Here is a 14324-nt window from a genome sequence, read left to right as displayed (position 1 = left end):
CAGCCATGCACTACCAGACTGTACTCTTCGACCTCGACGGCACCCTCACCGACCCCCGCGAGGGCATCACCCGTTCGATCCAGTTCGCCTTGAGCAAACTGGGCATCGACGAACCCGACCTGACCCGCCTCGAGCATTTCATCGGTCCGCCGCTGTTGCAGGCCTTCATGCAGTTTTACGACTTCGATGAAGCGAAGGCCTGGGAGGCGGTGAATTTCTATCGCGAACGCTTCAAGGTCACCGGCCTATACGAAAATCGCGTCTTCGACGGCGTGATGCCACTGCTGGAAACCTTGGGCGGCCAGGGGCGCCAGTTGTACATCGCCACCTCCAAACCTTGGGTGTTCGCCCGGGAAATCGCCCGCCACTTCGACTTCGCCCGGCACTTCAAGGTGATCTACGGCAGCGAACTGGACGGCACCCGCACCAACAAAATCGAGCTGATCGCTCACCTGCTGGCCGAAGAAGGCCTCGACCCGGCCACCACCCTGATGATCGGCGACCGCAAACACGACCTGATCGGCGCCCGCAGCAACGGCCTGGATGCGGCGGCGGTGGGGTATGGGTTTGGCAGCCATGAAGAACTCAGCGCCGAGGGCCCGGCATATCACTTCGAGACGGTGGATGCGTTGCATCAGGCGTTTTTGCGGCGCTAGTCATATTGCCATCGCGGGCAAGCCTTGCTCCCACAGGTATTCCATAGGCTGCTTTTGAGGGAGTAAGCCCTGCCCTATAGCGCTCAAGGCGTTGCTCTGTGGGAGCAAGGCTTGCCCGCGATGAGGCCATCATGAACGCAGCTTAAATCGGATCAGACCCATATCGCGTCCCACAATGGGTAGTCCCCTATTTTCTTAACTAAACCGGCTCGCAGAGGGTTTGCCACGATATATCGAGCGACGGTTTGCAGATCCTCCTCCTTGCGAATGGCTCGGTCATGAAATCCCTCCTGCCAAAGCGATCCTTCCCGCTGCGTCAATCGATTGAAGACAACCGTGGTCCGAGACTTTGTTCGCGCGATCAGCTTGGAGAGTTCTATACCCTGCAATTCGATCAGCCAGTGAAAATGGTCTGGCATCACCACCCAGGCCAACGAATGGGCAAATTGTTCTTCCTGAGCCTTTCGGAAGGCATCGACTACTAAGCGTCCGGTCTCGAAGCGGCCAAAAAGCGGCTCGCGGCCGCGCGTATTCACGGTCAGTAAATAGATGTGTCCAGACTGCGAATAACGTCCGGAACGTAACTGTTGGGAATGAGGCTGTGTTGTCACAAGTGATCATCCTTAATCTGTCCTTTAGTTCAAGGCTAGGACAGCAGGAGTAGATCCGACTTGGAATGTTGGAGCAGGATGTGTCTGGTCTGACGCCATCGCGGGCAAGCCTTGCTCCCACATCAGGCCCTGAACTGGCTTGGCGCCACGCCGCTCCAGCGCACGAAGGCGTGGCGGAAGCTGGCGGTTTCGCTGAAGCCCAGTCGTTCGGCGATTCGATAGATCGGCAATTGGTCCTCGCAGAGCATCTGCTTGGCCCGTTCGAAGCGCAGTTCGTCCAGCAGTTCCTGGTAGCTGCAGCCCAGGTCCTTGAGGTGGCGGCGCAAGGTGCGCGCCGAGCAGTTCATCTGCTCGGCCAGGCCTTCCAGCCCGGGGGCGGCGTTCAGTTGGGCGTCGAGCAACTGGCGGATCCGTCCCAGCCAGGCCTGGCGCCCGGTGAATTCGGTGTTCTGCCGGCGGCAACGTTCGGCCATGGCGTGATGGGTGATGGGGTCGGCCAGGGGCAGGGGTTGGTCGAGCCAGTGGCGCTCGAAGGCGAACGCGTTATCGACGCTGTCGAAGCGTACCGGGCAATCGAAGAGCGCGGCGTAGCGCGCCTGGTAATCGGGCGCCGGATGTTCGAAGCGTGCCGCACGCAAGGGCAGTGCATGACCAAGGAGGTCGTTACAGATGACCCTCAGCGAAACCATGCAGAACTCGGCATTGAACACCGCCAGGGCCGGGTTCTCCCGATAATCGCTGGCGCTGAACCAGATGTACTGGCCGTCATCGTCCAGGTTCAGTTCGAAGAGTGTTCCCAATAGCGCCGGATAGCGCAGCGCCAGGCGCAAGGCGTCACCTAAGGTGGCACTGGTGAGCAGGGCATAGCCGAGCATGCCGTAGGACGAAACGTGCATGCGCAGGCCCAGCTCCAGGCCGATGTCGCGCTTGAGCGCCACGGCGTTGGCGCAGACCTGCATCTCCTGGTTGGTGGTGATGCGCGTATCGGCCCGGCTCAGGTCCGCCGCGCTGATGCCGCTGCCGGCCAGCAATGCCTCACTGGACAGCCCTTGGTTCTTGAAGGTGCTCAGCACCAGGGAGACGGCGTTGAGGGTGGTGAGGTGGGAATGAAGCATGTCCGTTTCCAGCCTGGGGAAGGTTGGAAACGGAGCAAGTTATATGCCGGGTGAAAATCGAAGGTTCAACACAACCTCTAATGTGGGAGTAGACCTGTGGGAGCAAAGCTTGCTCGCGAAGAACGATGACGCGACCTTACAGTTGATCTGTGTCGCCTGCATCGCGAGCAAGCTTTGCTCCACAGGTTTTGCAGCGTCTAAGCTCAGCTCAGCTCGCCACACAGGTCCAGCTCTACCAGCCGCCGAACCTCTTCCACCGGCAGCCCTGCGCCAATCAAGGCGTGCAACTTGCCGAACGCGGCTTCGCGGGTCATGCCGCCGCCGGACAGCACGCCAACGCCACGCAAGCGACTGCCAGCTTCGTAAACGTCCAGCTCGACGCCACCTTCATGGCATTGGGTCACTGCCACGACTACCACGCCGCTGTCCCGCGCCCGCTCGAGGCTGGCGAGGAAGGCCGGGTTGTCGCTCGGCCCGGTGCCGCTGCCGTAGCATTCCAGCACCAGGCCCTGGATGCCGCTGCCCAGCAGGCCGTCCAGGATCTCGGCGCTGATGCCGGGAAACAGCGGCAGCGCCGCGATGTTCGCCAGTTGCTTGGGCTGGTTGTAATTCAACTGCGCCGGCAGCGAGGAGGCTTTGACGCCGCCGCCCTGGCGTTCGAGGCGCTTGAACGGGTGACGACCGAAGCTGCGCACCTTCGCGCAACGGGTTGGCGCCAGCAGCTCACCGTGGAAGTACAGGTGCACGCCCGGCGCCAGACCCTGGCCTAGAGCGACCAGCGCGCCGCTGAGGTTTTCCCAGGCGTCGCTGTCGGTCACGCCGGCGGGCAGCATGGAACCGGTGAAGCAGACCCGCGCATGCAGGCCCAGCAGTTGGAAGCTCATCGCCGCGGCGCTGTAGGCCAGGGTGTCGGTGCCGTGCAGGATCAGCACGCTGTCGCAGCCCTGCACGTCCACGGCATCGACCACCGCTTCGCGCAGTTGTTGCCAATAGGCTGGGGTCATGTTGGCGCTGTCGATCAGCGGCGACATTTCCCGGAAGCGCCATTGCGGGACGACGAGTTCAGGCTGGCTGTGCAGGTAATCGCGCATCCGCGCTTCGAAACCGGATGCCGGGGCCAGGCCGTGGGCGCTGGCCTGCATGCCGATGGTGCCGCCGGTATAGAGCACCATGACGTGCTGGGCGGCAGGGTAGGTCGAGCCATTCATGGGGTTGTTCTCCGAGGACGAAAACGGCAGCTTGGGTTAGCTGCCACAACATAAGGTCGAGCATGACGCCGACCTTAGGCTGTGTCACGCCGGGCGCAGGGGATGCGCCCGGTTTTTTCCAAACAGCTTCTACCGATCAGCGTTGCGCTGCGGTCGCGCCAGCAACAGCGGCGTCAGGCTTGGTGACCGGCGCCGATGGGTTGGCCGGCCAAGCATTGCGGTCCAGATCCAGGTCCGGGAACTTGCTGGAATCGAAGACAGGGGTCTTGATGCCGGCCGCACGTTGGTCATCGTAGTCACGCAGGATGCGCATGCCGACCTTGAACAGCAGGAACAGCGCGATCAGGTTCACGAACGCCAGCAGAGTCATGGTGATGTCGGCGAAGGCGAACACGGTGCTGAGGTTTTCGATGGCGCCCCAGAAAATCAGGACCAGGACCAGTGCGCGGTAGGCGATCAGGGCCTTGCGGTTCTCACCCAGCATGAAGCGCAGGTTGTTCTCGCCCAGATAGTAGTTGTAGAGGATCGAGGTGAAGACAAACAGCGCCAGGGCCACGGAGATGAACATCCGGCCCCAGTCACCCACGACGGCCGCCAGGGAGTTCTGGGTCAGGGCAATGCCGTCGCCTTCGAAGCCTGGGGTGTAGAAGCCCGACAGCAGGATCAGCAGCGCGGTGCAGGTGCAGATCACGAAGGTGTCCAGGAACACGCTGAACGCCTGTACCACACCCTGTGCTACCGGGTGCTCGACCGACGCGACGGCGGCTACGTTAGGCGCACTGCCCAGGCCGGCTTCGTTGGCGAACACGCCACGCTTGACGCCCATGACGATGGCACTGCCGATCAGGCCGCCAAAGGCCTGGTCCAGGCCGAAGGCGCTTCTGACGATGGTCGCCAGCATGGCCGGTACGTGGTCGAATTGCAGCACGATCACGTAGATGGTCACACCGATGTACACCAGGGTCTTGACCGGTACCAGCAGGTCGGCAACCTTGGCGATACGCTTGATCCCACCGATGAACACCAGACCCAGCAGCACCGCCAGGCCCAGGCCGGTGTAGGTGGTGTCGAGGCCGAAGGCGTTGTTCAGGGAGTGCGTGACCGCGTGGGCTTGCAGGCCGTTGAAGGCGAAGCCGAAGGTGATCAGCAGCAGGAACGCCATGATCATGCCCAACCAGCGTTTCTGCAGGCCGTGCTGGATGTAGTAGGACGGGCCGCCACGGAACTGGCCTTCGGAGTCGCAGCGCTTGTAGAGCTGGCCGAGGGAGCATTCGAAGAAGCTGCTGGACATGCCGACCAGGGCAGTCACCCACATCCAGAACACCGCACCAGGACCACCCAGGGTCACGGCGATGCCGACACCGGCGATGTTGCCCGCGCCGACACGGCCAGCCAGGCTGAGCATCAGGGCCTGGAAGGAACTGAGCTGGTCAGTGCTGCTTTTCAGACTGTCACGGAACACCGTGAACATGTGAAAGAAATGACGGAACTGGACGAAACGCGAGCGGATCGTGAAGTAGCCACCGAGCCCGACAATGAGCAGGATCAGCACTTTCCCTGAAAGGAAGTCGTTGATGACTTCGAGCATGAGTATTCCTCGCTGTTTTTTGTTTAAGCAAATGCTGGCCATTTGAAATATCGCGTTACATCGGTCGGCGCGCAGCGCGACAGGTGAGGCAATGTTTCGTCCCGGTCCATTTTTGCGGGTTGTTATTAGTTCGGTTTTCGCATGTTTAAGGATCTCGCTGCAGACGATCACTCATGCGAAGAGGGGCGGCACTATACCTATCAGCGCGGTGCCCGTCTGCACAGTTGTGGTGCGTCCGACGAAACGAATCCTTTGAAACACCTGGCCTTTCGGTCAGGTTTTTATGGGCGAGAGCCTGCTCGCGTTGGCTGGCGACGCGGTTTACTACGGGCAGCACGTCGTCGTTTATCGCGAGCAGGTTCCTTCCCACAGGTTCAGTCATCCTTTGCTGCTATCAATTAAAAAAAGGGCTTGGGGAAGATCCCCAAGCCCTCAAAAGGTGAGAGGTGTCTAGTCCCTCGACCTGGTGAGCGGTGTCGTGTCGATCACGCCTTGAGCGGGACCAGACGCGGAGCAATCATGTTTTCCGGGCGCAGGATGTCGTCGAGCATGGCGTCGTCGAGCAAGCCTTCTTCGCGCACCAGTTCCAGCACGCCGCGGCCACTTTCCAGGGCAATACGGGCGATGCGGGTGGCGTTTTCATAGCCGATGTACGGGTTCAGGGCGGTGACCAGGCCGATCGAGTGCTCGACCAGTTCACGACAGCGCGCTTCGTTGGCGGTGATGCCGACGATGCAGTGCTCGCGCAGCATGTCCATGGCCCGTTGCAGCAGGCGGATCGAGTCGAAGATCTTGAAGGCGATCAGCGGTTCCATCACGTTCAGTTGCAGTTGGCCGCCTTCGGCCGCGATGGTCAGGGCCAGGTCGTTGCCGATGATCTGGAATGCCACCTGGTTGACCGCTTCCGGGATCACCGGGTTGACCTTGCCGGGCATGATCGAGCTGCCTGGCTGGCGAGCCGGCAGGTTGATTTCGTTGATGCCGGTGCGCGGGCCGCTGGACAGCAGGCGCAGGTCGTTGCAGATCTTCGACAGCTTGACCGCAGTGCGCTTGAGCATGCCGGAGAACAGCACGAAGGCGCCCATGTCGGAGGTGGCTTCGATCAGGTCGGCGGCCGGAACCAGCGGCTGGCCGCTGATGGTTGCCAGGCGCTGTACGGCCAGGGCCTGGTAGCGCGGGTCGGCGTTGATGCCGGTGCCGATGGCGGTGCCGCCAAGGTTCACTTCAGTGAGCAGTTCAGGCGCCAGGGTTTTCAGGCGCGCCAGGTCTTCGCTCAGGGTGGTGGCGAAGGCGCGGAATTCCTGGCCGAGGGTCATCGGCACGGCGTCTTGCAGCTGGGTGCGGCCCATTTTCAGGACGTGGCTGAATTCTTCACCTTTGGCCGCGAACGCCTGGATCAGGCTGTCGAGGCTGGCCAGCAACGCGTCGTGGCCCAGCAGCAGACCCAGGCGGATCGCGGTTGGGTAGGCGTCGTTGGTGGACTGCGCCATGTTCACGTCGTTGTTGGGGTGCAGGTACTGGTACTCGCCTTTCTGGTGGCCCATGGCCTCCAGTGCGATGTTGGCGATGACTTCGTTGGCATTCATGTTGGTCGACGTGCCGGCGCCGCCCTGGATCATGTCCACCACGAATTCTTCGTGGAAATCGCCGCGGATCAATCGTGCACAGGCTTCACTGATGGCTGCGTGCTTGGCTTCGCTGAGCTGGCCCAGTTCGCGGTTGGCGTCAGCGGCGGCCTGCTTGACCATTGCCAGACCGACCACCAGCTTGGGGTAATGCGAGATCGGGACGCCGGAGAGACGGAAGTTGTTTACCGCTCGCAGGGTCTGGATGCCGTAATACGCTTGTGCTGGTACTTCGAGTACGCCAAGCAGGTCTTTTTCTGTGCGGAATGATGCAGCGGAGGACATGATGGAAATCATCTCGATAAGGACCCGGTCTGAGCCGGAACGCTGCGAATCCTAGGCTCTGGAAAAAAATAGGGCCAATGCTGTTAAGCACTGGCCTATGCATATTCGGCATAATGTCGGCGTGACGTCGGCGGTGCGACGAACGTGTGACCTGTTTTGGTGCGTTTAAGGGAGGCGTGATGAATCTTGAAAGCAAATGGCTTGAGGACTTCAGTGCCCTGGCCGCTACCCGCAGTTTCTCCCAGGCGGCCGAGCGGCGTTTCGTGACGCAACCGGCCTTCAGCCGGCGAATCCGCAGCCTCGAGGCGGCGCTGGGGCTGACCCTGGTCAACCGTTCGCGCACGCCCGTCGAGCTGACGGCGGCGGGGCAGTTGTTCCTGGTGACGGCGCGCACGGTGGTCGAGCAACTGGGTGAAGTGTTGCGCCATTTGCATCACCTGGAGGGCGGACAGGGCGAAGTCATACAAGTGGCCGCCGCCCACTCCCTGGCGCTGGGTTTCTTCCCGCGCTGGATCGCCCAGTTGCGCAACGAAGGGATGAACATCGCCACGCGGCTGGTGGCGACCAACGTCGGCGATGCTGTCCACGCCTTGCGTGAAGGGGGCTGCGACCTGATGCTGGCCTTCTACGATCCGGATTCGGCCATGCAGATGGACCCGGAGATTTTCCCGTCGCTGCACCTGGGCCAGACCGAGATGCTCCCGGTGTGCGCCGCCGATGCCGATGGCAAGCCGCTGTTCGACCCTGAAGGCGAGGCCAGCGTGCCGCTGCTGGCCTACAGCGCCGGGGCCTTCCTCGGGCGTTCGGTCAACCAGTTGTTGCGCCAGCGGGCGCTGCGATTCACCACGATCTACGAGACGGCCATGGCCGACAGCCTCAAGAGCATGGCCCTGGAAGGCCTGGGTATCGCCTGGGTGCCGCACCTGAGCGTACGCGCCGAACTGGCCCGGGGCGAACTGGTGATCTGCGGCGGCCCGCAATGGCACGTGCCGTTGGAGATCCGCTTGTACCGCTGCGCCCTGGTGCGCAAGGCCAATGTGCGGTTGTTGTGGCGCAAGCTCGAAGGCGGCGTGGCGCAGGGTGCTATTGGATCTTGAATCCAACGCAGTCCCCTTTGTGGGATGTCACTGATATCAGGGGCACCACCGAGCCCTTGTGGGAGCGAGCTTGCTCGCGATGACGGACTGACATTCACAGTTGCATTGACTGACCTATCGCTATCGCGAGCAAGCTCGCTCCCACAGGGGATTTGTGGTGTTCCGACGCTGACCTGAGAGTCAATAAAACCGCCACTTCATCGCAAATGACAGATGGTCGGCGAAAGTGCGTTTAACGCACCATTTTCGGTATACTGCCCGGCCTTCGGTCGGCTTGCCCGGCCATAATTCGTACAACAAGCCACGCCGGTTTCCTGCGTGGCTTGTTGTTTTTTGACGCGCCTGCGGGCGCCCAGAGAGAAGAGGCACGACGATGAGTGCACTGGTTGGCGTGATCATGGGCTCCAAGTCCGATTGGTCCACCCTTAGCCACACCGCCGATATGCTGGAAAAGCTCGGCATCCCTTACGAGGTGAAAGTGGTCTCCGCCCACCGTACCCCGGACCTGCTGTTCCAGTACGCCGAAGAGGCCGAGGCGCGTGGCATCGAGGTGATCATCGCCGGTGCCGGTGGCGCCGCCCATTTGCCAGGCATGTGTGCGGCCAAGACCCACCTGCCGGTGCTGGGCGTGCCGGTCCAGTCTGCGATGCTTTCGGGCGTCGATTCGTTGCTGTCGATCGTGCAGATGCCAGCCGGCATCCCGGTCGCGACCCTGGCCATCGGCAAGGCTGGCGCGATCAACGCGGCCCTGTTGTCGGCGAGCATCCTGGGCGCCAAGCATCCACAATTTCATACCGTGCTGAAAAAATTCCGCGCTGAGCAGACAGACAGCGTCCTGGACAATCCAGACCCACGCATTGCCTGAGGTTGTTGACGAATGAAGATCGGTGTAATCGGTGGCGGCCAGTTGGGTCGCATGTTGGCCCTGGCAGGTACGCCGCTGGGGATGAACTTCGCTTTCCTGGACCCGGCGCCGGACGCCTGTGCTAGCGCGTTGGGTGAGCACCTGCGGGCCGACTACGGCGACCAGGATCACCTGCGTCAATTGGCTGATGAAGTTGACCTGGTGACCTTCGAGTTCGAAAGCGTCCCGGCCGAGACCGTGGCTTTCCTGTCCCAGTTCGTCCCGGTCTACCCGAGCGCCGAAGCCTTGCGGATCGCCCGCGACCGCTGGTTCGAAAAGAACATGTTCAAGGACCTGGGCATTCCCACGCCGGCTTTTGCCGACATTCAGTCCCAGGCCGACCTGGACGCCGCCGTCGCTGCCATCGGCCTGCCTGCCGTGCTCAAGACCCGTACCCTGGGTTACGACGGCAAGGGCCAGAAAGTCCTGCGCAAGCCTGAAGACGTGGTCGGTACGTTCGCCGAACTCGGCAGCGTGGCCTGCCTGCTGGAAGGCTTCGTGCCGTTCACCGGGGAAGTCTCGCTGATCGCCGTGCGTGCCCGTGACGGTGAAATCCGTTTCTATCCGCTGGTGCACAACACCCACAAGGACGGCATCCTCAAGCTGTCCGTCGCCAGCACCGATCATCCGTTGCAGGCCCTGGCCGAAGACTATTCCAGCCGGGTGCTCAAGCAGCTCGATTATGTCGGCGTGATGGCGTTCGAGTTCTTTGAAGTGGACGGCGGCCTCAAGGCCAACGAAATCGCCCCTCGGGTACACAACTCCGGGCACTGGACCACCGAAGGCGCCGAGTGCAGCCAGTTCGAAAACCACCTGCGGGCGGTGGCCGGGCTGCCGCTGGGGTCGACCGCCAAGGTCGGTGAGAGCGCGATGCTCAACTTCATCGGCAAGGTGCCGGACAGCGAGAAAGTCCTGTCGATCGCTGACTGCCATTTGCATCACTATGGCAAGGCGTTCAAGGCCGGGCGCAAGGTCGGTCACGCCAACCTGCGTTGCGCGGACCGGGCGACGTTGGCGCAGCAGATCATCAAGGTCGAGACGCTGATCGCCGAGCAATAATCTGCAACATCGGTGGAACCATTCGTCGGCTAATCTCTCTCATGGCTAAGTGCCAAAGTCTGTCTAGGCTTTGGCATAGCTATCCAACCAGAGGGCAATGCCATGGGAATCATCGGAACCATTTTTATCGGCTTGATCGTTGGCCTGCTGGCACGCTTCCTGAAACCGGGCGATGACAGCATGGGCTGGATCATGACCATCCTGCTCGGTATCGGCGGTTCGTTGGCGGCCACGTACGGCGGCCAGGCCCTGGGTATCTACCAGGCCGGCCAAGGTGCTGGTTTCATCGGGGCCCTGGTGGGCGCGGTGGTATTGCTGGTGATCTACGGCCTGATCAAAAGAAACTGATTCAAATGCGACAAAGCCCTCTCTGCCTGGCGCGCAGAGGGGGCTAGAATGCTCGGCGTTTCACTTTCCACTCATTGCCGAGCCCTTTCATGCGCCGTCTAGTGTTGACCCTTCTTCTGCTGGGCAGTGGCCTGGCCCATGCTGCCGAGCTGCCGGAAACCGACTGGCTCGAACTGATGCCCAAGTCGGACCAGAAAGCCCTCGAGGCCATGCCCGAGATCGACCACGACTCCCCCGAAGCCAATGGCACCTTCACCGAAAAAGGTGGCCTGAAGCAAAGCAAAGGCTTGCCGGCGGTGATGTATTCGACCAAGACCGTGGCGTCGATGAACGACAAGCATATCCGCATCGGTGGTTACCCGGTGCCGCTGGAAACCGACGCCAAGGGCCGCAGCACGCTGTTTTTCCTGGTGCCTTACCCTGGCGCCTGCATCCACGTCCCACCGCCACCGCCAAATCAGTTGGTGCTGGTGCGCTATCCCAAGGGCCTGAAGCTGGATGACATCTATACACCGCTGTGGGTGACCGGCACGCTGAAGATCGAAAAAGTCGACAACGATCTGGCGAGTGCGGCGTATGCGCTGGAGGCGGAGAAGGTGCGGGTGGTGCAGGAGGCGGATTTGTAATAGGCCTGTTGGCCTGACACAAATCCCAATGTGGGAGCGAGCTTGCTCGCGATGGCGGTGTGTCAGTCGACGCTGATGTTGACTGTCATGGCGCTATCGCGAGCAAGCTCGCTCCCACAGGTTTTTTTGGTGTGGCTTAGAGCGGCTTGCTGCCGATGCTCACGCCCAGGGTATGGCTGGCCTGCGGCAACAACGTCACCACATCGTCCATCACGTTCGCCGTCTCGATGCACAGCATGCGCTGCCAGCCGTCGTCGGCCATGTCGCTGAAGGCCTTGGCGCGTTCGGTCCAGGGGTTCCAGATCACCGCCGAACGTGAGCCGCTGCTGGTCAGCTCGATCCGGCGTTCCCACTGCGGGTCGATGATGCTCAGCTTTGGCGGGGTATCGAGGTAGATGCGGTCGGTCTCGCCAGCAAAGTGCAGGTTGCCGGCCTGGGTGACGGTTTTCCAGTCGTCCAGGGTCTCGATGTAGCTCAGGCCATCGACCCCTTCGACCTGCACGTTGCGCACGTCGCTCACGGCAAAGTAGCTGTGCAGCGCCTGGCTGAGGCTGACGGTTTCGCTGCCACGGTTATGGCTGGTGAGGCGGATATGCAGTTGCTCGTCCATCACGATGGCCAGCGTCAGGTCGACCTGATGAGGCCAGCCCGCAAGGCCGTTCTCGGGGTAGGGCAGCACGAATTCCACCTTGAGGCTTGCGCCTTCGGCTTCGATGCCCTTCAACTCCCAATCCATCGTCCGCACCAGGCCGTGGGCGGTGGCCGGATCGTTGCTCACGCGCATGGCCTGTACGCTGTCGGGGTTGCGCGTCAGGTTGCCGAACCACGGCCAGCACACCGGCACGCCCGCGCGGATGCTCTTGCCGGCCTTGAACGTGGCCTGGTCGTTGAGCCAGATCAGCGGCGGCTGGCCGTCCACTTGATAACTGAGGATATGCGCGCCTTGTTGGGCCACCAGCAACTCGGCCTGGCCGTGGCGGATGCGCCAGGCGTTCAGTTCATCCAGTTTGACGGCTTCGACGTTGGGCGTAGGCATGTTGCAAATCTCGCTCGGGAACAGGGACTGCAATGGACCGCAAAACGGCCGCCGTGTTTAACGGGCGCGCGGCGGAACCGAGCGGGTGCGACCGCTGCCGTCGATGGCGACGAAGACAAATACCGCCTCGGTCACCTTGCGCCATTCACTGGACAGCGGGTCGTCGCTCCAGACTTCGACCATCATCTGGATCGAACTGCGGCCGATTTCCAGCGCCTGGGTATAAAAGGAAAGCTGCGCCCCCACTGCCACCGGCACGAGGAACGCCATGCGATCGATCGCCACGGTGGCCACGCGTCCGCCGGCCACTTTGCTGGCCATGGCGGTACCGGCCAGGTCCATCTGGGACACCAGCCAGCCGCCGAAAATATCGCCGAAGCCGTTGGTCTCGCGAGGGAGCGCGGTGATTTGCAGGGCCAGGTCGCCTTGCGGGATTGGATCTTCTTGTTCGAGCTCTATCATGCCGGGGGGGCCTCTGACCCGTAACGCTGTCTTGTACTTCAGGTGAATAGCCGTCTTTGTAAAAAACGATTCAGCCCGAACATACTGCGTTCGTCACGTTTTTCGTAAAGGCGTGCCAAAGGGAAACTCTGCGAAACCGGCTGGTTTTGGTACTACACCACCAACGACGTTTTCGCACAGCAACCCCTTACAGAGTACTGCAAGGTTGCGAGTATATCGGGCCATAGACGTCGAGACGACCACTCGGTTCTGATTTTGACTATCAAATACGCACCTCTATGTGCTTTTTCGAACAATTTGCTATCGTGCCGGACCTGCCCAGGCCCCCAACCCGTGTCAACAGGGTTGCAGAACCAACTATAAGAGAAGCCCTTGCCATGACCACTGCGCCTTCGAGCACGGCGACGCCCGCACAACCGGCACGTCCATTGACCCGCAACGATTACAAGACCCTGTCGCTTTCTGCCTTGGGCGGTGCGCTGGAGTTCTACGATTTCATCATTTTCGTGTTCTTTGCCACCGTGGTCGGCAAATTGTTCTTCCCTGCCGAAATGCCCGAGTGGCTGCGCTTGATGCAGACGTTCGGCATTTTTGCCGCCGGTTACCTGGCCCGGCCGCTGGGCGGGATCGTCATGGCTCACTTCGGTGACCTGCTGGGGCGCAAGAAGATGTTCACCCTGAGCATTTTCATGATGGCGGTGCCGACCCTGATCATGGGCCTGCTGCCCACTTATGCACAGATCGGCATGTGGGCGCCCATCCTGCTGTTGCTGATGCGGGTGATCCAGGGCGCGGCCATCGGCGGGGAAGTGCCGGGCGCCTGGGTATTCGTTTCCGAACACGTTCCGGCGCGCCACATCGGCTATGCCTGCGGCACGCTGACCTGCGGCCTGACGGCGGGGATTTTGTTGGGGTCGCTGGTCGCCACGGCGATCAACAGCATTTATACACCGGTGGAAGTGGCCGATTACGCCTGGCGGATCCCGTTCCTGCTGGGTGGCGTGTTCGGGCTGTTTTCGGTGTATCTGCGCCGCTGGTTGCACGAAACCCCGGTGTTCGCCGAGCTGCAACTGCGCAAGGCCCTGGCAGAGGAAGTGCCGCTGCGGGCCGTGCTGCGTGATCACCGCGGCGCCATCGCCATTTCCATGCTGTTGACCTGGCTGCTGTCGGCCGGCGTCATTGTGGTCATCCTGATGACACCGACCGTGCTGCAGACGGTGTACCACTTCAGTCCGACCACTGCGTTGCAGGCCAACAGCCTGGCGATCGTGTTCCTGAGTTTCGGTTGCATCGGTGCGGGTGTGCTGGCCGACCGTTTCGGCGCCGGCCGGGTGTTTGTCTTCGGCAGTGGTTTGCTGTTGATCACCTTCTGGACCTTCTACCACTGCCTGTTCGATCACCCCGAATGGCTGTTCCCGCTGTATGCCTTGAGTGGCTTGCTGGTAGGTACCATCGGCGCGGTGCCTTATGTCATGGTCAATGCTTTCCCGGCCGTGGTGCGTTTCAGCGGCTTGTCGTTCTCCTACAACCTGGCCTATGCAATCTTCGGCGGATTGACGCCGATGATCGTGACCCTGCTGTTGAAAGAGAGCTCGATGGGGCCGGCGTATTACGTAGCGGCCATCTGTGGGATCGGGGTTGTGGTGGGCGGTTATCTCTGGAAGAAGGGGCGCTAGGTCTGGCCTCATCGCGAGCAAGCTCGCT

14 protein-coding genes are annotated in these 14324 nt (G+C 61.5%); 7 read left to right on the top strand and 7 right to left on the bottom strand.

Features of this window, described 5'->3' with window-relative positions:
* Positions 1-5: 5 nt before the first annotated feature.
* Positions 6-656 carry an HAD family hydrolase gene (locus tag AB4Z20_RS00270; protein ID WP_253470696.1) on the top strand — a complete coding sequence of 217 codons (651 nt, stop codon included), beginning with the start codon at positions 6-8 and terminating at the stop codon, positions 654-656.
* Positions 657-808: 152 nt separating this feature from the next.
* Here AB4Z20_RS00270 and AB4Z20_RS00265 read toward each other — a convergent pair whose 3' ends face one another.
* The 5 genes from AB4Z20_RS00265 to aspA form a co-directional block, all read right to left on the bottom strand.
* The gene (locus AB4Z20_RS00265) at positions 809-1267 is read right to left on the bottom strand and encodes an REP-associated tyrosine transposase (RefSeq protein WP_442089101.1); all 459 of its coding nucleotides are present in this window, start codon (positions 1265-1267) and stop codon (positions 809-811) included.
* Between the two features lie 122 nt (positions 1268-1389).
* Positions 1390-2382 carry an AraC family transcriptional regulator gene (locus tag AB4Z20_RS00260; RefSeq protein ID WP_258690129.1) on the bottom strand — a complete coding sequence of 331 codons (993 nt, stop codon included), beginning with the start codon at positions 2380-2382 and terminating at the stop codon, positions 1390-1392.
* A 203-nt stretch (positions 2383-2585) separates the two neighbouring features.
* The gene (locus tag AB4Z20_RS00255; protein WP_253470700.1) at positions 2586-3590 is read right to left on the bottom strand and encodes an asparaginase; all 1005 of its coding nucleotides are present in this window, start codon (positions 3588-3590) and stop codon (positions 2586-2588) included.
* A gap of 136 nt (positions 3591-3726) precedes the next feature.
* Positions 3727-5178, bottom strand: a complete 1452-nt coding sequence (locus tag AB4Z20_RS00250) for an alanine/glycine:cation symporter family protein (protein ID WP_214511196.1) — start codon at positions 5176-5178, stop codon at positions 3727-3729.
* A 485-nt stretch (positions 5179-5663) separates the two neighbouring features.
* The gene (gene aspA / locus AB4Z20_RS00245; protein ID WP_186708252.1) at positions 5664-7088 is read right to left on the bottom strand and encodes an aspartate ammonia-lyase; all 1425 of its coding nucleotides are present in this window, start codon (positions 7086-7088) and stop codon (positions 5664-5666) included.
* 179 nt (positions 7089-7267) lie between these two features.
* Here aspA and AB4Z20_RS00240 point away from each other — a divergent pair, with 179 nt between their 5' ends.
* From AB4Z20_RS00240 to AB4Z20_RS00220, 5 genes are all read left to right on the top strand, one after another.
* The gene (locus tag AB4Z20_RS00240) at positions 7268-8185 is read left to right on the top strand and encodes a LysR substrate-binding domain-containing protein (RefSeq protein WP_018604704.1); all 918 of its coding nucleotides are present in this window, start codon (positions 7268-7270) and stop codon (positions 8183-8185) included.
* Positions 8186-8558: 373 nt separating this feature from the next.
* On the top strand, positions 8559-9050 hold the full coding sequence (gene purE / locus AB4Z20_RS00235) for a 5-(carboxyamino)imidazole ribonucleotide mutase (protein WP_018604706.1): 492 nt from the start codon (positions 8559-8561) through the stop codon (positions 9048-9050).
* A gap of 12 nt (positions 9051-9062) precedes the next feature.
* Positions 9063-10148: a 5-(carboxyamino)imidazole ribonucleotide synthase gene (locus AB4Z20_RS00230; protein ID WP_063323554.1), complete on the top strand. Its 1086-nt coding sequence runs from the start codon at positions 9063-9065 to the stop codon at positions 10146-10148.
* A gap of 102 nt (positions 10149-10250) precedes the next feature.
* The gene (locus AB4Z20_RS00225) at positions 10251-10496 is read left to right on the top strand and encodes a GlsB/YeaQ/YmgE family stress response membrane protein (protein WP_003196372.1); all 246 of its coding nucleotides are present in this window, start codon (positions 10251-10253) and stop codon (positions 10494-10496) included.
* An 89-nt stretch (positions 10497-10585) separates the two neighbouring features.
* Positions 10586-11122 carry a DUF3299 domain-containing protein gene (locus tag AB4Z20_RS00220; protein WP_214511198.1) on the top strand — a complete coding sequence of 179 codons (537 nt, stop codon included), beginning with the start codon at positions 10586-10588 and terminating at the stop codon, positions 11120-11122.
* A 136-nt stretch (positions 11123-11258) separates the two neighbouring features.
* On the opposite strand, the gene AB4Z20_RS00215 is transcribed toward AB4Z20_RS00220, so the two are convergent.
* Entirely contained in the window at positions 11259-12158 is a 900-nt protein-coding gene (locus tag AB4Z20_RS00215; protein ID WP_258690130.1) for a D-hexose-6-phosphate mutarotase, read from the bottom strand.
* 57 nt (positions 12159-12215) lie between these two features.
* Entirely contained in the window at positions 12216-12620 is a 405-nt protein-coding gene (locus tag AB4Z20_RS00210) for an acyl-CoA thioesterase (protein WP_003177184.1), read from the bottom strand.
* Between the two features lie 377 nt (positions 12621-12997).
* On the opposite strand from AB4Z20_RS00210, the gene AB4Z20_RS00205 reads away from it, so the two are divergent.
* Positions 12998-14296 carry an MFS transporter gene (locus tag AB4Z20_RS00205; protein ID WP_442089100.1) on the top strand — a complete coding sequence of 433 codons (1299 nt, stop codon included), beginning with the start codon at positions 12998-13000 and terminating at the stop codon, positions 14294-14296.
* Positions 14297-14324 lie beyond the last annotated feature (28 nt).

The organism is Pseudomonas sp. KB_12, assembly GCF_052114545.1.
GTDB classification, from domain to species: domain Bacteria; phylum Pseudomonadota; class Gammaproteobacteria; order Pseudomonadales; family Pseudomonadaceae; genus Aquipseudomonas; species Aquipseudomonas brassicacearum.
Note: the sequence above shows the minus strand (reverse complement) of the source record. Positions and strands in the feature narration are given on the sequence as shown.